This window comes from Niallia sp. FSL W8-0951, assembly GCF_038006525.1.
In the GTDB taxonomy this organism is placed as follows: domain Bacteria; phylum Bacillota; class Bacilli; order Bacillales; family Cytobacillaceae; genus Niallia; species Niallia circulans.
Window position 1 is genome coordinate 1,892,766 of sequence record NZ_JBBOVK010000001.1, and the last position, 19,201, is coordinate 1,911,966.

General features: G+C 34.4%; 20 protein-coding genes. 1 reads left to right on the forward strand and 19 read right to left on the reverse strand.

Features of this window, described 5'->3' with window-relative positions:
• Positions 1-80 precede the first annotated feature (80 nt).
• The 12 genes from NSS71_RS09455 to NSS71_RS09510 form a co-directional block, all read right to left on the reverse strand.
• Positions 81-854, reverse strand: a complete 774-nt coding sequence (locus NSS71_RS09455) for a CheR family methyltransferase (protein ID WP_047940365.1) — start codon at positions 852-854, stop codon at positions 81-83.
• 362 nt (positions 855-1,216) lie between these two features.
• Positions 1,217-1,663 (reverse strand): nucleoside-diphosphate kinase, encoded by a 447-nt coding sequence (ndk, locus tag NSS71_RS09460; RefSeq protein WP_047940364.1) that lies wholly within the window; start codon positions 1,661-1,663, stop codon positions 1,217-1,219.
• 135 nt (positions 1,664-1,798) lie between these two features.
• Positions 1,799-2,761, reverse strand: a complete 963-nt coding sequence (gene hepT / locus NSS71_RS09465) for a heptaprenyl diphosphate synthase component II (protein WP_095320626.1) — start codon at positions 2,759-2,761, stop codon at positions 1,799-1,801.
• A gap of 197 nt (positions 2,762-2,958) precedes the next feature.
• Positions 2,959-3,660, reverse strand: coding sequence for a demethylmenaquinone methyltransferase (locus NSS71_RS09470; protein ID WP_047940362.1), 702 nt, complete (start codon positions 3,658-3,660; stop codon positions 2,959-2,961).
• Positions 3,661-3,666: 6 nt separating this feature from the next.
• The gene (locus NSS71_RS09475) at positions 3,667-4,452 is read right to left on the reverse strand and encodes a heptaprenyl diphosphate synthase component 1 (protein WP_341151603.1); all 786 of its coding nucleotides are present in this window, start codon (positions 4,450-4,452) and stop codon (positions 3,667-3,669) included.
• A gap of 360 nt (positions 4,453-4,812) precedes the next feature.
• Complete coding sequence (locus NSS71_RS09480; protein WP_016203034.1) at positions 4,813-5,085, reverse strand: HU family DNA-binding protein; 273 nt, start codon at positions 5,083-5,085, stop codon at positions 4,813-4,815.
• Between the two features lie 445 nt (positions 5,086-5,530).
• Positions 5,531-7,009 carry a stage IV sporulation protein A gene (gene spoIVA, locus NSS71_RS09485; RefSeq protein ID WP_047940360.1) on the reverse strand — a complete coding sequence of 493 codons (1,479 nt, stop codon included), beginning with the start codon at positions 7,007-7,009 and terminating at the stop codon, positions 5,531-5,533.
• 646 nt (positions 7,010-7,655) lie between these two features.
• Positions 7,656-8,705, reverse strand: coding sequence for an NAD(P)H-dependent glycerol-3-phosphate dehydrogenase (locus NSS71_RS09490; RefSeq protein WP_095259102.1), 1,050 nt, complete (start codon positions 8,703-8,705; stop codon positions 7,656-7,658).
• Between the two features lie 14 nt (positions 8,706-8,719).
• Positions 8,720-10,030 (reverse strand): ribosome biogenesis GTPase Der, encoded by a 1,311-nt coding sequence (gene der / locus NSS71_RS09495; protein ID WP_047940358.1) that lies wholly within the window; start codon positions 10,028-10,030, stop codon positions 8,720-8,722.
• Between the two features lie 376 nt (positions 10,031-10,406).
• Entirely contained in the window at positions 10,407-10,592 is a 186-nt protein-coding gene (locus NSS71_RS09500) for a capping complex subunit for YIEGIA (protein WP_047940357.1), read from the reverse strand.
• Positions 10,589-11,479 (reverse strand): YIEGIA family protein, encoded by an 891-nt coding sequence (locus NSS71_RS09505; RefSeq protein WP_047940356.1) that lies wholly within the window; start codon positions 11,477-11,479, stop codon positions 10,589-10,591. The genes NSS71_RS09500 and NSS71_RS09505 overlap by 4 nt, the downstream gene beginning before the upstream one ends.
• Complete coding sequence (locus NSS71_RS09510) at positions 11,476-12,084, reverse strand: YphA family membrane protein (RefSeq protein ID WP_047940355.1); 609 nt, start codon at positions 12,082-12,084, stop codon at positions 11,476-11,478. The genes NSS71_RS09505 and NSS71_RS09510 overlap by 4 nt, the downstream gene beginning before the upstream one ends.
• 220 nt (positions 12,085-12,304) lie before the next feature.
• Here NSS71_RS09510 and NSS71_RS09515 point away from each other — a divergent pair, with 220 nt between their 5' ends.
• Complete coding sequence (locus NSS71_RS09515; protein WP_082138218.1) at positions 12,305-12,442, forward strand: YpzI family protein; 138 nt, start codon at positions 12,305-12,307, stop codon at positions 12,440-12,442.
• A 46-nt stretch (positions 12,443-12,488) separates the two neighbouring features.
• On the opposite strand, the gene rpsA is transcribed toward NSS71_RS09515, so the two are convergent.
• The 7 genes from rpsA to prsW all read right to left on the reverse strand — a co-directional run bounded on the left by rpsA (position 12,489) and on the right by prsW (position 19,200).
• Positions 12,489-13,628 (reverse strand): 30S ribosomal protein S1, encoded by a 1,140-nt coding sequence (gene rpsA / locus NSS71_RS09520; protein WP_047940354.1) that lies wholly within the window; start codon positions 13,626-13,628, stop codon positions 12,489-12,491.
• A 190-nt stretch (positions 13,629-13,818) separates the two neighbouring features.
• Complete coding sequence (cmk, locus tag NSS71_RS09525) at positions 13,819-14,496, reverse strand: (d)CMP kinase (protein ID WP_095259104.1); 678 nt, start codon at positions 14,494-14,496, stop codon at positions 13,819-13,821.
• A gap of 254 nt (positions 14,497-14,750) precedes the next feature.
• Positions 14,751-14,924 (reverse strand): DUF5359 family protein, encoded by a 174-nt coding sequence (locus NSS71_RS09530; protein ID WP_047940352.1) that lies wholly within the window; start codon positions 14,922-14,924, stop codon positions 14,751-14,753.
• 99 nt (positions 14,925-15,023) lie between these two features.
• The gene (locus tag NSS71_RS09535; RefSeq protein WP_047940351.1) at positions 15,024-15,695 is read right to left on the reverse strand and encodes a flagellar brake protein; all 672 of its coding nucleotides are present in this window, start codon (positions 15,693-15,695) and stop codon (positions 15,024-15,026) included.
• A gap of 290 nt (positions 15,696-15,985) precedes the next feature.
• A complete protein-coding gene (gene ypeB, locus NSS71_RS09540) occupies positions 15,986-17,332 on the reverse strand; it encodes a germination protein YpeB (protein WP_047940350.1) in 1,347 nt (448 codons plus the stop codon).
• 12 nt (positions 17,333-17,344) lie between these two features.
• Positions 17,345-18,334, reverse strand: a complete 990-nt coding sequence (gene sleB / locus NSS71_RS09545) for a spore cortex-lytic enzyme (protein ID WP_061796524.1) — start codon at positions 18,332-18,334, stop codon at positions 17,345-17,347.
• 197 nt (positions 18,335-18,531) lie between these two features.
• The gene (prsW, locus tag NSS71_RS09550; protein WP_047940349.1) at positions 18,532-19,200 is read right to left on the reverse strand and encodes a glutamic-type intramembrane protease PrsW; all 669 of its coding nucleotides are present in this window, start codon (positions 19,198-19,200) and stop codon (positions 18,532-18,534) included.
• Between the last annotated feature and the right edge of the window lies 1 nt (position 19,201).

The window sequence follows — 19,201 nt, forward strand, 5'->3', positions numbered from 1 at the left end:
TCCTATCCATAAGAAAAATAGCAATCATGTAAACAATGGCAAAACAACAATAATTTTTGCCATGTTGTTTTGCCATTAACTTATATTTTCCGATAAAAAAAAGTATCTGCTGTCTCAAATCCATATTTAGCAGGTGTAAAAATTTGCTCCGTACTCCCCACAAAGAAAATCCCACCAGGTCTTAATGCTTGAGAAAATTTATGGTAAAGTAAATCTTTTGCATCCTCTGTAAAATAGATGAGAACATTTCTACATACAATTAAATCAAATGGTCCGCCAAACGAATCCGATAATAAGTTTTGCTTCTTAAATGTTACATTTCTTTTTACTTCCTCTTTTATTTTGAACATTGCACCATCTTTCTCAAAATATTTATCCTTCTGAGCGATTGGTACTTCGTTTAATGCTCGTTCTAAATAAACCCCCTTCTTGGCCCTGTCTAAGGCGTTAATATCAATATCGGTCGCAAGAATTTGAAAGTCTCTCCATTTCATTTCATTAGAAAGAAGCATAGATAAAGTGTACGGCTCCTCTCCTGTTGAGCAAGCTGCACTCCAAACCTTTAATTGTGCTTTTGATTGTAGAAGAGATGGTAAGATTTTTTTCTCCAGTACTTCCCAGCGTTTATAATTACGGTAAAACTCAGAAACATTAATTGTCATTCGATCTAATAGCTCGTCCAATAAATGTTTATCCTTATGTATCGCTTTAAAATAATCTTCAAAAGAAGTAAAACCTCTTTTTTCATAAAGAGAAGTCAACCTTCTTTTCATTTGTGCTTCTTTGTATAAAGACAAATCTATTCCAGATAATCTGTAAAAATTCTTTATAAACTCTTGAAAATCCTTCTCCATTTAAAATTCCTCACAAGTATAATAAAATCAACTACTTTTTAAGTATATACGATTTTCCCACAAAACGGCCAAATTTTATTCCGATTATTCATATAATTACTAGAAAAGCGGAAGCGACTGGTTATCGGTGTACAAACTGGAGGGCACTGACTGAGATAAAGGAAACACGATGAACGTTAGTGAATCGATGTTGACTTATCGTAGGGAAGCGGCCGAAGTTTGCTAGACGATAGGAGCTGGAGCCATACATTGAAAAGCGGAAGCGACTGGTTATTGGCGTACATACTCCACGGTACCCAGTTTCTTAGTTTGATCGTTCAAATAAAATAGCTGCCCTGCATAGGACAGCTAAGTAAGCTATATTAGTAAATCCAACCATCTAATAGTTTCTTATACTCTACTAACTCTTCTTCTTTAAAGAATAGCGCAATTTCCCTTTGGGCACTTTCAAAACCATCAGATCCATGGATAATATTTTTATGTTTTACTACCCCAAAATCTCCACGTACCGTACCAGGCAAAGCTTCCAAAGGATCCGTTTTTCCCATCATCATTCTAGCCTTTGCAATGACTTCCTCTCCTTGCCAAACCATTGCAAAAACAGGACCTGAAGTAATAAAATCTACTAATTGAGTAAAAAACGGCTTGCCTTTGTGTTCTGCATAATGTTGTTCCGCTAAATTTTCTGTAATATGAATAAGCTTTGCACCAACAAGTTGAAAACCTTTCTCTTCAAAACGGGTTACTATTTTCCCAATTAAATTTCTTTGTACCCCATCTGGCTTTACCATTAGAAATGTTCTTTCCATAAGCTCACTCCTACCATATGTATTAGACTAGTAACATGGTCATTCATGAAAAACTTACCACAAAAATCCAATTTATGCAAAAGAAATTTAAAAACGCTTTCATGAAAAAAAGGTTCAAAAGGTTTGCTTATTCCTTTAAAATTTGCGCTTCCCTAAATATTTAGCGATATTATTAAGTGCAGATTTTGCTTTTCCATTTGGCAAATCACGAATAGTTTGCAAAGCCTTTTTTAAATACAAATCACTAACCTGCAAGGAACGATCGATAGCATCTGTATTTTTGATCATGGAGATAATTTCCATTAACTCTATCTTGGACATTCTCTCATGAACAGTTATCACTTTATCGCGCACTTTTTCTTGTTCCATCGCGAATAAAACAGGCAAGGTAATATTTCCTTGAAGTAAATCTCCACCAGCAGGTTTTCCTAATTCTTCTTCCGTACCAACAAAATCGAGAACATCATCTATAATTTGATAGGACATTCCAACATAATAGCCAAATCGATATAACTTTTGTTGATACTCTTCCTCTACATCAGAAACAATGGCCCCAACTAATGAGCTTGCCGATATTAATAAAGCCGTTTTCCGCTTAATTCGTCGAAAATAATCCCTTATATTTTGATCAAATCGGTATTTATCTTTTATTTGCTGAATTTCACCGATACATACTTCCACTATCGTATTAGCAAGGACTTTGTGAGCAGCAGGCTTATCTATCTCACTCATAATTTCTATTGACCTAGCAAAAATATAATCCCCTGTATACATGGCAACTTTATTATCCCATTTTGCTTTAATCGTTGGTTGCCCTCTCCTTAAATCGGAGTCATCTATAACATCATCATGAACTAAAGATGCCATATGAATTAATTCTAATGAAATAGCAGCCTTTTTTATAATTTGAATATCATAGTTACCAAACTGTCCAGCAAGCAATACGAATATCGGACGTATTCTTTTGCCGCCTGCTTGCAATAAATGTAACGATGATTCTCTTAAAATGGAAGAGTTCGCCTGTACCGTTTCTTCCAAAGCTTTCTCAATCTTATCTATATCCGAATTCAAAAATGAGTACATCATTTTTAATTTCACTAACTACTCACCCAACTTGTATCGATATTTTGAAATAATTATCCAGCATAAAAATGCTTATGTATAAATTTAATCCTATTTATGAAAAAAGAGTCTAAATACATGGCCAAGAATACAGGATTAAAATGTAGTCCCCCATCAAAATCCAAATATTGCTCTTTGGATTTTGATTTAGACTCTCCCCTATGATTGCATAATTATTTATAACCTAAATGAACCGCAGCAACACCACCAAAATAAGGCTTATATGTCACTTTTTTTAGTCCAGCTTCTTGAAACATCTCAGCTAGTTCTTTCATACCTGGAAAATCACGTGCCGATTCCTGAAGCCATGAATATTCCTTATAGCTTTTCGCAAATAATTTCCCGAAAACCGGCATAATGTAGCGAAAATAGAAATAGTATCCCTGTCTAAAGATTGGCATTGTCGGCTGGGACGTTTCTAAACAAACTACCAATCCACCTGGTTTTACAACTCTTCGCATTTCTTTTAAAACAGTTAAATAATCTGGAACATTTCGCAATCCAAAGCCAATTGTCACAAAATCAAACTGATTATCAGGAAACGGCAATTCCATAGCATTCCCATGAATAAGCTCAATATTATCATATTCCGCTGTCTTTTGTTTGCCGATACTCAGCATATTCTCACTAAAATCAAGTCCAACTACTTTACCGTTTGGTCCAACTTGCTCTGCTAAGCTAATTGTCCAATCAGCTGTTCCACAGCATACATCTAAACATGCTGCTCCTTTAGGAACATTCATTCTCTTCATCGTGTCTTTTCGCCATAGTTTATGCTGCTGAAAGCTAATGACTGAATTCATTTTATCGTAATTACCATAAATCTTTTCAAATACATTATGTACCTTTTCTTCTTTAGACTGTTGCTCCTGCATTTTTAATTACCCTTCCTCTACGTACAATTGTTGTTTATTTAAAGCATTTAATAATTGATAGGTATTTTCTCTAAACACCGTTTGTAATTCAGGAAGATTTTCTAGCATCTCTTCTAGTCGTGAACTTGTCTCTTTTAGATATTTATCTAATACGGTAGCTTTATCACTTATAGATAATAAATGGTTTTTATTCTCATACTTATAAAATGTTTCGACGACAATTGATCTTTGTGTGCTGTCATATAATTCTTGTTCTTTGCGTATTCGATAAAGAAACAAGTATTCCTCTATAAGTGAGTTCCATCGATCTAATTGATAAAAGTCCACAAGCTTTTTAATTAATGCTCCCTCAATATTTTTCAGACTTTCTATTACCTGCTCTATTGTTTTATCATTCTGTTGATAAAAGAATATTTTATTCTCATTTACCTCTTTAATTCCTTCTGCTAGGATTTTAAGCATTTTAAAGTCTTCGATTTCCGCTAATATTTTATAATATTGCCCACTATATAAATCCCCTGCTAATACTGTTAACTGTCGATTTCTTTCGTTCCCTTTATGCATCTTTTCATTTGTAACAAGCTCATGGGTATCAAGGGCAATTTGTATAAGTGTAATAGTTGCTGCATATGTAATTATTTCTTGCTTTTTTATATTTGCCTCTAAAAGGACAGATATAATTAGTAATATCTTATGTTCATCTATAACTGGATTTGGTATATGTTTTTGCAAATAATGATTCGAAGTTCGCTCAATCACTCTTTTTTTTACACTTTCTATTAATTCCTGCATAACCATAACATCACCCTTGTTCCCCATTTATTCCTGGTTTTCTATAATTTTGTTTCTCGCATCTACTTTTAATTAAGACAAGTGAAACCATCTCTCGAAAGATTGTCTATCTATCTTAGAACTACAAATTAACAAAGTAAACTTTTTTAAAAAGCCACTTTCCATTTCTATCACATATTCTAATTATTATATCACAAGAAAAAGTAAAGGGATACAATTGGCACTTAGTAAAGGTTCTGCTTTATCTTTTCCGAATTAACTGAACATAATTCAGTTTTGTTACTCTGCACCATGAAAAAACAACAGAAAAAAACCGCGATAATTTTCGCGGTTTTAGTGAAATACTATTATTGTATGTAATTATTTCACTGCGTCTTTAAGTGCTTTACCTGGTTTAAAAGCAGGAACTTTACTTGCTGCGATTTCAATTTCTTCACCAGTTTGTGGGTTACGACCTTTACGAGCCGCACGCTCACGTACTTCAAAGTTACCGAAACCGATAAGTTGTACTTTATCACCATCTTTTAAAGCATTCAAAATTGTATCGAAAACAGCGTCAACTGCTTTAGTAGCGTCCTTTTTTGATAGTTCACTTGCTTCAGCAACTGCATTGATTAATTCTGTCTTGTTCATGCCTTTCACCTCCTCCCGAGTGTTTCAAATAAAAGCTAAAAATTAGTTTCATATCTTTATTTGTAAACAAATTAACGGAATTATATACGTCCTACTGAATTTTTTCTTAATTGAGACCAATTGGTTTCTACTAAAAAGAAATGCCAGTATGAAAAGCCTTAAGCTTTTAATAAAGATTAAGAAACCTTTTATAACGCTAATTCCTTTAAAAGATTATCATAATCATTTCTGCATATCAAGAAATTTTATATATTGATAGCAATATTTTCTTATTTTGAAATAAAAGCGTAACATTAAAACCATATTTTTACCAATTCCATCCATAATTTGAGCGGAAATGGAACTATTCTCCCGTTGTACCAACAATGTAATAAACGCGTATATTTATAATAAAAGAAAAGCCTTTTTATTCATTCATCAAAAAAAGAACTCTAGAATAGAGTCCTTACAAAATAATTGCTATGAGTCCACCAGAGCCCTCGTTAATAATTCTTTCTAATGTTTCTTTCAGTTTATAACGTGCATTTTCTGGCATTAAGGACAATTTTGCTTGTATTCCTTCCCGGACGATGGAACTTAAACTTCTTCCGAAAATATCTGAATTCCAGATGGATAACGGATCATCTTCAAAATCTTGCATTAAGTATCTTACTAATTCCTCACTTTGCTTTTCTGATCCAATGATTGGTGCAAATTCACTTTCTACATCCACTTTAATCATATGGATAGATGGCGCAACGGCTTTTAATCTAACCCCAAATCTAGAGCCTTGACGAATGATTTCCGGTTCATCTAAACTCATATCCACTAATGATGGAGCTGCGATGCCATACCCAGTTTGTTTCACCATTTTTAAAGCATCTGAGATTTGATCATATTCTGTTTTAGCATGTGCAAAATCTTGCATTAATTCTAGTAGGTGGTCTTTTCCTCTAATCTCCACTCCTACAATTTCTTTGAGGATATCATCATATAATTCATCTGGGGCAAACAAATCAATTTCTGCGATACCTTGCCCCATTTCTATACCTGCAAGACCAGCATTTTCAATGAATTCATATTCACTAAATTGCGAAACTACTCTATCCACATCTCTTAATCTCTTAATGTCTTTAACCGTTTCTTTTACTGCTTCTTGATAATTATCTCTTAACCAATGATTTTCTCTTAATACCATTACCCAGCTTGGTAAGTTTACGTTTACCTCTAAAACTGGAAACTCGAATAGCGCTTCACGCATAACATTTAACACGTCTGCTTCGCGCATACTTTCTACACTCATGGCGATAACTGGAATATCATATTTTTCGGAAAGCTCTTGTTTTAGAGCATCCGTATTAGGATGATATGGCTGAGCACTATTTATAATCATAATAAATGGTTTACCAACCTCTTTTAACTCTTCAATTACTCTATTCTCGGCTTCTAGGTAGTTACTTCTTGGAATATCACCAATCGTACCATCCGTTGTAATAACGACTCCAATTGTACTGTGTTCTTGAATAACCTTTCTTGTTCCTATTTCAGCAGCTTCATGAAATGGAATAGGCTCTTCATACCATGGTGTATTGATCATTCTAGGGCCGTTTTCATCCTCATAACCTTGTGCTCCCGGCACAGTATAGCCGACACAATCTACAAGCCTGATATTCACTTCTAATCCTTCATCTACTTTAATAGAGGCCGCTTGATTTGGAACGAACTTTGGTTCTGTTGTCATAATTGTTTTTCCTGCTGCACTTTGTGGAAGCTCATCCTTAGTCCGAGCTCTATCACCTTCATTGTCCATGTTTGGGATAACAACCAATTCCATGAATTTTTTTATAAAAGTTGATTTTCCGGTACGTACTGCTCCTACTACACCTAAGTAAATATCACCGCCCGTTCTTTCGGCAATATCTTTAAAAATATTTACCTTTTCCAAGTGATCCCCTCCTGAACTTTTCCTAGTACATGGGATAGAATTATCCATTTAATACTATTAGACAATATATATTTATGATGTTGTCCTATCTCTTTATGCCTTATTTTTTATTTTCTCCCCCTTTTTTTTGCTAGTTTTTATTTTAAAGTAATAAGACCTTTGTTTATGAACGTAAAAATGATGCCCATCCATACGTTTTATTTTTATGAAACTAGCATGAATTCATTTATAAGCTATATTAATCCCATTTTTTCTGTGTATGAATAAATAAAACCTTCTCTTCAATATATACAAGAAGAGAAGGGATATGACACTTTTTGTTCACAATCATCTATAAAAAACTAGAAAAGAGGAACTGATTATCGGCCAGTCTATTAAACTTGCCAATCTGTTGCAATGACATATATCGTTCAAATGCAGCAAAGCGGCGAAAAACAAAAAAAATCAAAGTAAGAAGTAGGGGAAACTTCTCACTTTGATTTCCATTGACTATTTAACCCAAACCCTGTTCATTCCACTAGGTTGCTTCAAAGCATTTTATGTTATTACATACATTTTCGAACCATTAAAACGCCTAAATTTCCATAAAAAGATTTCGTTCATTCTCCTTTCATAAGAAAGGATTTACAAAGTACACATCTTTTCCTTATTCTATGTACTGAGAAGCAAGAATGTTTATTAAATCTTCCATTTCATTCGTTTTTCCTCTGGCCATTAGGCTTTCGACTGCTTCTTTCGCATCTTTTCCATTGAATAAAATTTCGAATAATGCATTTGTGATAGGCATCGTAACATCGTATTTTTCGGAAAGCTGATGAGCTGCTTTCGTTGTTCGGATTCCTTCTACAACCATTCCCATTTGCTCCAGCACTTCTTCTAGTGCATGACCTTTTCCAAGCATATTACCTGCTCGCCAGTTTCTGGAATGAACACTTGTACAAGTAACAATTAAATCTCCAATCCCGGTCAAACCAGCAAAAGTAAGTGGATTTGCTCCCATTCTTGTACCTAGTCTTGCCATCTCAGCAAGTCCTCTTGTAATTAATGCGGCCTTAGCATTGTCACCAAAACCTAATCCATCTGCAATCCCTGCACACACCGCAATAATATTTTTCAATGCCCCGCCAATTTCTACACCAATAAGATCCGGATTTGTGTACACTCGAAAATTATGATTGATAAATAAATCTTGTACCAGTTCAGCTTCCTTCATATTTTTAGAAGATACTGTAACAGTCGTCGGATGACGTAAGCTTACTTCCTCCGCATGGCTAGGTCCAGAGAGTACAACAATACTCTTTCGGATGCTTTCAGGTATCTCTTCCTCCATTATTTCAGAAATTCTAAGTAATGTACCGGGTTCAATTCCTTTACTTACATGGACGAACGTTTTTGGTTCGTTAATATACGGGAGTAATTGAGGAATTACCTCACGCATCGCTTTTGTTGGTACAGCTAAAACAATGATATCCACATCATGAACACTCTCTTCTAACGAAGTGGTGCCTTTTACTTCATTGGGTAAGGTAATTCCAGGCAAATATTTACTGTTTTGATGTAAATTATTTATCTCTGCAATATTTTTCTCATCTTTTCCCCAAATATGAATAGTATGACCATTGTCGCCAAGTACTAATGATAGTGCTGTCCCCCAGCTTCCAGCACCAATCATTGCTACGGATTTTTTATCTTTCATCCTTTCCACCTCTTTTATTTTCTTTCTCTTGCAAATATTTTAATCGGTGTTCCTTCAAAACCAAAGGCATCTCTAATCCGATTTTCTAAAAATCGCTCATAAGAAAAGTGAAGCAATTCTGGATCATTTACAAAAACAACAAAAGTAGGCGGTCCAACCGCAACTTGGGTAGTATAGTATATTTTTAACCTTTTTCCTTTATCTGTTGGAGTTGGATTCATCGCAACCGCATCCATTATAACATCATTTAACACACTTGTTTCCACTCGGCGTGTATGATTTTCACTGGCAACTTTAATCATCGGAATTAAAGTATGAATACGTTTTTTCGTTTTCGCAGATAAGAATACAATTGGTGCATAATCTAAGAATAAGAAATGCTCCCTTATATTTTGTTCAAAGGTTTTCATTGTTTTTTCATCTTTTTCTACTGCATCCCATTTATTTACGACAATAATAACTGCTCTTCCTGCCTCGTGAGCATAACCAGCAATTTTTTTATCTTGTTCAATAATTCCTTCTTCCCCATCAATAACTACTAAAACAACATCCGATCTTTCAATTGCTCGCAATGCTCTAAGTACACTGTATTTTTCTGTAGACTCATATACTTTTCCTTTTTTTCTCATTCCAGCTGTATCGATAATCACGAATTCTTCGCCATTAACCGTTACTTGGGAATCAATTGCATCACGAGTCGTTCCTGCAACATTACTTACGATTACGCGCTCTTCGCCTAGCATTGCATTCACTAATGAAGATTTTCCTACATTTGGTCGTCCAATAAGCGAAAATTTAATGACATCATCATCATAATCCTTTGTATCACGTTTAGGAAAATGCTTTGCAGCTTCATCCAATAAATCTCCAAGTCCTAATCCATGTGAACCAGAGATCGGAAACGGTTCTCCAAAGCCTAATGAATAAAAATCATAAATTTGCTCTCTCATATCTGGATTATCTACTTTGTTAACAGCTAGCACAACAGGCTTTTTCGCTTTATACAAAATCTTCGCCACTTCTTCATCTGCGGAAGTAACACCTTCCCGACCGTTTGTTATAAAAATAATAACATCTGCTTCCTCTATTGCGATTTCTGCCTGCATACGTATTTGGTCTAAAAATGGTTCATCTCCAATATCAATACCTCCTGTATCAATAAGGTTAAAATCATGATTTAACCATTCTGCCGAGCTATAGATACGATCTCTCGTTACTCCTGGTATATCTTCTACAATAGAAATACGTTCTCCTACTATCCGATTAAAGATAGTAGATTTCCCAACATTCGGTCGTCCAACTATCGCAATAACTGGTTTCGCCATCGCTATCATCCCTTCATATACATAATCATTCTATCCATGCAGCATGATTCCTTAGCATAAACATCTCAAGGTAATCACGATGTTAAAGAACATTCTTAGATTATTTATTTCTTTTATGAACGTAAGCACTAAAGCTTTTTGTACTTTCCGTTTTTATAGCTTCGTTTTAAAAACGTCTTAAAAACTGATTCAAAACGAAACCAATAATCGATTGCTCAAGTAATACCCTTTAACAAAAATAGTAAAATAGGGACTAACCCTTAAACTGAGAGGCAGACCCCTAACTAAAATAGTTTATCAAACAGATGTTAACCTAGCAACATAAAACTATATTTCTTTTGTATAAGCTTACTTTTTGATACTTCTCTTATGAGAATTAATGTCTTACAATAATAAAAACTTCCTCGCTGATTTTATGGGCAATCCCATCTAATATCGCTTCTAAATTTGTCGCTACGGTTTCTAATTCCTTTGTATCTTGGCAATAAAATACACCGCTCCCTGGAGCAACTTTATTTGGATTAGTTGTTATGGAGGCTAAAATGTATTTCTCTATAGTCATTCTAACTCATCCTCCCTTTCTTCACGCTTACTTGGCATGCGAATCGCATTTTCTAGAGTTGGAACTGCACCAATGATGCGAATAGCTTTTTTTTCATTATGTATTTGGGGTAACACAAAAACAGCTACTCTCCCATCTTCAAGGTCTCTTTTTGCCAGAGGCACTAGCGCAGGTGTTCCGGAGTCACGGTATACCCCAAGAGCTGTTGTAACATCATATAAAATAGCTTGTCTTTGCCCTAAATTTGCAATGGTGGTTCTCGCGTTAAAATTCTTAGGTGTGAGAATAAATCCCATTCCATATTTCAACACTTCTTTCTGTCGCTCCGGTAACCCAATATTCATAATGTAAATAGTATCAATATGTAAACCAGCCCCTTTAAACGTAGGTTGAACATATTCTATATCCACTATATCCTTTAATTGACCACCAGACATTAGTTTCTTCGATATGACTACCGAAATAATCGCTGCAAGTATTCCTGTCCATATATTGAAAACAATATATCCAAACGTGCTGACTAATCCTGCAAACATTACTAAATAATTTCTACTTTCAAAAGCAATCGCGATTCCTTCAATATATGTTTTTCCTCTTGGTACCATTTCAAAACTATCTAGTTCTGTTAATGTATTTCTCTCCATATTTCTAACTTCTCGAAATTGAGACGCTGCAACAGTAAGAAATGTTACTGCCGTAAAATCCTTGTTTAATATCGATGGTATTGCAACCGAACCTAAACCTGCTGCAATAAAACCTAACGCTATATGAATGATTTTTCCATGCAAATAAGTCGGGTATTGTCTATAATCCGTGCGCAGCATAAACATCCTTAACAATGTTCCAACAATCACTCCAAATAAAATTGGATAAACGAAATTGCTCATAAGTTTTTTTGTCTCTCCTTTTCAAGCAAAAATACATAATTTTCCCATCTTGCAAGTGTTATTTTTAAGTAATAAAGTGAAATCAGTCCTAGCAAACCAAGTGTTAAAAAGTCGAAAAAGGCCATTGATCCAATGGAATAATCCATCTGATAGTTTCTTATAAGGAAGCTTAAAACCATCTCCCCATTAATACTTCCAATCAGCAAAACAAGTATTTGGCAAAATATATTTTTATGTAACAAGATAAGGAATGTAAATAATATACTTGTTTTCAGCCACACACCTGGAATAAATACCCAAACAGGATCAATAATGGCCATTAACTCATATGTAACATAAGCTAACATCATAAAAAAAGATGAAATAATCGTATAAATACAGTTCTTCCACCGCAAAGTACCTGTATAAAAAAAAGACATTATTAACACAATCAGGAGCAAAATAGAGCAACTTATTCCTTGCCATTCCCAACGGTAAGGACTTAAAATAATTGCTGTTAATATGTAAATAGAATATTTCGTTCGGCTTGGGTTATTTTTGTCCATAAAAAACGTTGTTATTATCCAGATACACCATGTACAAAATAAAAAGATTGATCCTTCCACATCCTCACTCTCCTCTATTTTTCCATTATGTCTCGGAACTATGTAATTTAAACGAAAAAGTTAGAAGAGCGCATAGTGACTATTCTGTAAATTTTTTTCAGGAAATTTTTTCATTAAGTAGTTTTCTGCCTTCGGAAGAATAATAAAAAGAACTTCTATGAAAGAAAAGAAGGAGAACATCCATTTTATAATGGAAATAAAAAAGCAGGAGGCATTGTAAATGGGTAAAGATAGACAGGAAAAAAAATTAAAAAATAGTAAAAGAGTAGAATCTGATCGTGATCAAGCACTTCATTATAATGGTTCCACTCGGTTACAAAGTCCAGAAGAAGGAAGATTACTTAACGATAATAAGTAAAATACAAAAGAGGTGGCCAAAATGGCCACCTCTTGATTCCATAACATTAATTTTTTAATTTTTTCAATTGCTCTCCAATCATATCACCTAATTGGAAACCTTTTGATTCCTCAGGAAGTTCATACACTTCTTCTTCGTCTATTTCTTTTTCTGTTAATTCTTTAATACTTAAAGAAAGACGTTGTTCTTCTTCATTCACATCTAAAACCTTTACTTGGACTTTCTGTCCTTCTTTTAATACTTCGTGAGGTGTTCCAATATGCTTATGGGCAATTTGAGATATATGAACAAGACCTTCAACCCCTGGGAACACTTCAACAAAAGCTCCATAGGAAACAATACGTTTTACAGTTCCATCTAGAACGCTACCTTTTTCAGCGCGCTCTGCAATGTCTGCCCACGGTCCTGGCTGTGTTTCTTTAATAGATAAAGAGATACGATCATTATTACGATCAACACTTAATACTTTCACCTTTACTTCTTGTCCTTCTTGAACTACATCTGTCGGACTAGAAATATGATCATGAGATAATTGAGAAATATGAACTAATCCATCAATACCGCCTAAATCAACAAAAGCACCAAAATCTGTAATTCTTTGAACGGTACCTGTTAGTGTTTCGCCAACTTCAATTGAGTCAAGGAGGTTTTGTTTTTGTTTATTTTTCTCTTCCTCAACAACTGCACGATGGGATAAAATAAGGCGACTCTTGTCTTTTTCCAATTCTACAATTTTAAAAGAAATGGTCTTACCTTTATAATCAGAAAAATCTTCTACATAATGAGCTTCTACTAAGGAGGCAGGTACAAAGCCTCTGACACCAAGATCAACCACAAGTCCGCCTTTTACCACGTCTTTTACTTCTGCTTCAAACACTTCGCCAGAATTAAACTTCTCTTCAAGCTGATCCCATGCTTTTTCCGCATCCACTTTTCTTTTTGACAAAACGAGAGCATCTTCTTCCACTTTAATTACTTCTAATTCAAGTTTGTCTCCTTCAGATACTACGTCACTCGCTTTTTCAATGTGCAGGCTAGATAATTCACTTATTGGTATGATCCCATCGAGTTTACTGTCGCTGATTGCAACAATTACCTGTTTCTCTTCCACTTTCGTAATCTGACCACTTACTACGTCTCCGACAGTATAATTATTTACAACTACATCATTTAATTCCTCAGACATATGTACTCCTCCTTCAACTCTATAGTGCCTGAACATTCTAGAAAAATGTTCAGGCAACCGAAAATAAATTAATCATCCTTACGATTTATAAGAAACCTTCTCTTTAAAGTTCTTACAAACTTCTTTTTTTGTCAAGTAAGAAACACTAGACTAGTTTGAAAGATTAAGTGATTTTTTGCTTTCGTTTTCATTAATTGCTTATTTTTTCTCTAGTTAACCCCATGATTTTTTCGACTACCTCATTTATGGATAAGGAAGTAGTATCCAACTCAATTGCATCGTCCGCTTTCTTCAATGGTGCAATTTCACGTTCTGAGTCTAATTTATCTCTTGCAGCAATTTCTTGTTTTAATTGTTCTAAATCTGATTGGTATCCTTTTGACACATTCTCTTTATGTCTTCTAATTGCTCTTTCATCAACAGAAGCTAAAAGGAAGACCTTTACTTCAGCGGTTGGAATAACATGGGTTCCAATATCTCTACCATCCATTACCACCCCACCGTTTACAGCAAACATTTGTTGTCTTCTTACCATTTCTTCCCTCACAAGCTTATGTTTAGAAACAATGGAAACAGAGTTTGTTACTTCACTTGAACGAATTTCCTTTGTGACATCATGGTTATCTAAAAAGATTAGCTGTCCATGTTCCCCTGGGAAAAGCTCAATAACTGTTTCATTTAACATATTTATTAAACTTTTTTCATCTTCTAAATTTAAATGATGATTAATTGCTTTAAAGGTTAATGCTCTATACATAGCACCTGTGTCAATATAAATGTATCCTAATTGTTCCGCAACAATCTTTGCAACAGTACTTTTCCCTGCTGCTGCAGGTCCATCAATTGCAATGCTAATTTTCTTTTCCATAAATCCTCCTGAACTACTGGCTCAAAAATACCAATTAACTTATTAAAAATTCTCCTATTCTATTTCTCCTCTAAAAGGAATCGGAAACCTTAGCTAGTCCTATTCATAAAAGAGAACATTATTATAATAGGGAGAGCAAGTTTTGCTTTTATGGCTTCACTTTCTTTTATTTTAACATATTCTTTCGACTTTTTATCATTAAATCCTTTTCTTTTATCTATCTCTTTGGATAGGAAGTTTAAGAAAAATCATCCTTATCTTCCAAAGGTCTCAAGAAAGGAGACAAAATTAGAATCCATTACACCCTCATATTGAGTGATTGTTCTTATTTCCGGTATAAAGTCCCAAGTATGAAGCATTTGGCCTATAATAAAAAAGGCAATTTGAAGACCAATAATCTTTATTAAAATTCTTTCAACCGTTTTCACTCCATGCAACTCCTTTTCCTACTTTTCTTATACACAAAAGCTAGAGTCATTTAAAATTTAGATTATAGGAATAGTATCGGAGTAAATGCATGCCTTTATTCAAATTTCAAGCCCTTTCTTTTTTAGCGAAAGTTGACGGTCAAAGCTGAATCTCAGCATCGACTGACGATCAACTGGATCGACGTCCAAAAATTCAATAGCCATTTTATAGTTCTGTTCGTTGTATTCGAAGATTTTTTTTATTTCCGCAGATAAATGTAAATAATTATACTCACCATTTTGTAAAGGTAAGACTACCGAAACTTTAATTTTACTATTTTGCTGCAGATTTATATGTTTAGGAACTATTACTGCAGCCCCGCCTGCACTAAAATCCAACGAAACAGTTGTAAATGGTTCGACAGTATTCTCTTTCTTGAAAGGATGGATAGCCATATCAACACTTGTTTCAATTCTTACAAATTGTCGTCGCTGAATCTTAATCATTTGATCATCAGAAGGAAGCGAAAGGATTAACAGTGGAACATTATTCTCTTTTTTCCTACCGATAACTTCTGAATGAAATAAATAAGCGATACCTTCGTTTGTTACAAAGTTAATCCTTAACTGTGCTCCATTCATGAGAAAAACAAGCTTATTTGTTTCAAGGTGAATTGGATATTCAATACTGATTGATTTCTCCTCGACTCCTAAAATACGACTTTTATACTGTTCTACTTTTGTTTCGCCATGAATCGGTTCAATTACTAACGTATCTCCAATTGAAATCACTTTATCTCACACTTTCCTTCTTAATTATATAAATATCTTAATGCTAGACAACCTAATTTTTCCATATATAAATCGTTTAGAAAATTACCTTCCTAGACTTAAAGTCCTAATAATCAATTTGGTAAATTATATCAAAATACCTACTTTTATGTATCATTATTACATGAACGTTTTATATTTGGCAATACCGTCCCTTCCCTTATCACTTCAATCATTCCGCTTTTATTTACTAATAATTAAAAAAGCTGTCAACATCCTTTTATAAAAGTTTGTTGACAGCGACTTTCTAATTACACAACTTCTTCATATACAGGTTCAGCATTTTTTAACTTCTCTACCTTCTCTTCCACTCCATTATCGGCATTTATATAAATTCGATAAGTGTCCTCACCTAATGTCCCGATAAATTCATAACATAATACTTCTTTATTCAAGTCATTTAAGATGATTGCCAATCCATCATCCATTATTTTTACTTGTTTATTAATTTTCTTGCGTGCATCTTGTTTGGAAATAACCGGATCTTTTATTTCTCTTTCTTTATTTGCTATTAAATAATCCTCTGCTGCAAAACCAATGATATTTCCATTATCCAAGGCAACTTTCATTTTGACACTATCTGGGTAAATTTTCACCCCATCTATTTCGGTGACAAAATTAAACACACCAATATTCTCATACTGCATACTTTCGAATAACGCTAGATTTTTAAATTTATGTTCTTTTAAAAATTTAACTGCTTGATTACTTGCTTCATTTAGACTTATTTTATCTTTCTTGACTTCTCGTGAGACAATTGACCATATTGGATATCCTCCTTTTTTCGTGATATCCATACTAGCTTCTACATTTGTTCCCTTTTCTTTAAGAGAAACACTATAAAAACCGTAGTTTGATCCTTTGCCACTTTCTGTGACTTTTACATCAACAGGATTTTTAAAATCTGCAAATTCTTTTGCGATTTCCTTTGCTTCTTTTTCTGTAATTATCTTCCCTTTTAAATTTTTAAAGTTTTCATCTTTCTTTTCCATGTTTACATTTGTCACACCAAAGCTCGTTTCCTGATAACCTTCTACTTTATCTTCAACCGTTTTTAAACCGTCAATAATGGTATTATCTAATTGTTTATCGGTAGCTAATGCCATCTCAACATCCATCCAGCGAAGATTTTTTTCCAGTACTAAGTGCTGCACGTTTCGTAATTCATCTTGAATGTCTGCTGCATCTTTATACAGCTTTGTTAATGTTTTTGATTCCTCTTCCGATAAAGGTTCTTTATTTAAATCTCTTACCGCTGTCCGATAACTAAAATCACCGATTTTCGCTAGAAACTCTTCTGTTTTATTAAATGGTAGTAATGTCAATGGTAGTTGACCTACATCGGAATGGGCTTCCGAAGTAATTCGCCATACTTCTGCCAATGCAGGAGACAGAGATTGTTGTGAATTCATTGCTAAAGTTGTCCCAATTTGATCATGAAGCAAATCTACTTGATAGGTTAAATCATGAAAAGCTCTCTGGTAGTTATTCTCTGCGTTTAATAATACAGCATTTTTCTCTTTATGTTCCTGATAGCCCCAAAAGGCCACCCCTGCGACTCCGAGTGTTAATACTCCTATTAATATTCCTCTTAACATTGTCTCACCCCACTATTTACAGAATATATGCTTACCTATTTGTTTAATTTGTGGTCGACCCCAGATCCATCCACTTGTTGCTGTATCTGGATTAAAGTAATATAACGCATGTCCTGTAGGATCCCACCCATTTATTGCATCTAAAACTGCCTCTTTTGCTTGTTCATTAGGCGTTAACCATATCTGTCCGTCAGCAACTGCTGTAAATGCACGCGGCTCAAAGATTACCCCTGATACAGTATTGGGAAATGATGCACTATTAACTCTGTTTAAAATTACTGCTGCAACAGCCACTTGTCCTACATATGGCTCCCCTCTTGCTTCACCATATACAGCATTCGCCATTATTTGAATATCATTTTGCGAAAAACCATTTGGAACATTTGCTGCAGTAGGTTTTTTTCCAGTTGTATTTTCTCCGCCATTTGTATTAGCAGTATTCTTTGGCGCATTATTGTTGTTAGTAGTACCTTGATTACTACTTTTATTAGTTGTATCGTTGTTGCTAGATGCATTATTTTGTTTAGCTGTTTGACTGTTATTATTTGTTTTCTTTTGTACTGTTTCGTTTTGCTTTTTTGCAGTGTTTTTGTTCGAAGAAGGCATTTTTTGCTTTTCTAAATCTACTCCTCCATAATGGGAGAACTTTTTCCCGCGATTTATCTGTTCCTTGACAAATTGCTCATTGTATTTCGTTGCACTTGCTAACTTATTCTTCGTTTTCGTACCGGCTAATCCATCTATCGGCAAACCATATTCATATTGAAAATTTCTTAACGCCCAATAGGTTTGCCAACCAAATACCCCATCAATCTTCCCATTATAATATCCTACATATTGAAGTCTTGATTGCAATTCAATAACATCATCTCCTACCGCTCCATGCTGAATAACCTGATTGGAAAAAGCATGTACTTTTTGTTCAGCATAAGGAAATACTAGTAGTCCTGACATAACAAAAAGGATGATTGATATTTTTGTGAGTAAAAACTTTTTATTCATGCTTATTACCCCCATAACTAATTACTATTAACATTAACTGTATTTTTTGTAGCAATTGGATTTTTATACAAAAAAAAAGTAGAGTGAATGACTTCACTCTACTTTTTTACATACTAGATACTTCAAATACTTATTCCAAAGAGGATTTTAACCATTCCCCTTTCATTGTGGTAAATATTCCCTTTACCTTATTCCTATTATGTCCCTGTCATTCTTCGAATATGTCCGCTGCTTAATTCTCTAGCACTTTTCACCTTTCTAAGGCCTAACCACCATAAATAAAACATAAAAGGAGTGATGAAGATCAGCCAATTTTTCTCTAGAGATACAATATAATCGTATATAGCGTGAAGCAGAAAAGGAACAAGCAAGGAATAGACAAGCCATTTCCCTCTAGGCACAATAAATTTACCTTTTCCAAAATAATAACCCATAATAACCCCAAAAAGGGCATGACTGGATACAGGAAGCAAGGCTCTCCCGATTGCATACTCCAGTCCATTTGCCACTAAATACAAAATATTTTCCATAGTAGCAAATCCTAAGGACACGGCAACCCCATAGACTATCCCGTCATAAGGCTCATCGAAATCGGCATGCTTCACCGCTGTATAAAAAACAATAAACCATTTAAAAAATTCTTCCAGTAAGCTCGTAGTAAGCAAGGAACTCCAAATTCCCTCTGGAATGACATGCTCTGCTTGAAAAACATATTGGATAAACATTATGGGAAACACAAGAAGTGCCCCTGTAATAAAAGACCGCATGACAAGTGATATTGGCTCGGAACCGTATTGGTCTTTTAAATAAAAATAGCTTAATAATGCTAAACCTGGTGCAATTCCGGCTGAAAAAATCGCCAACATT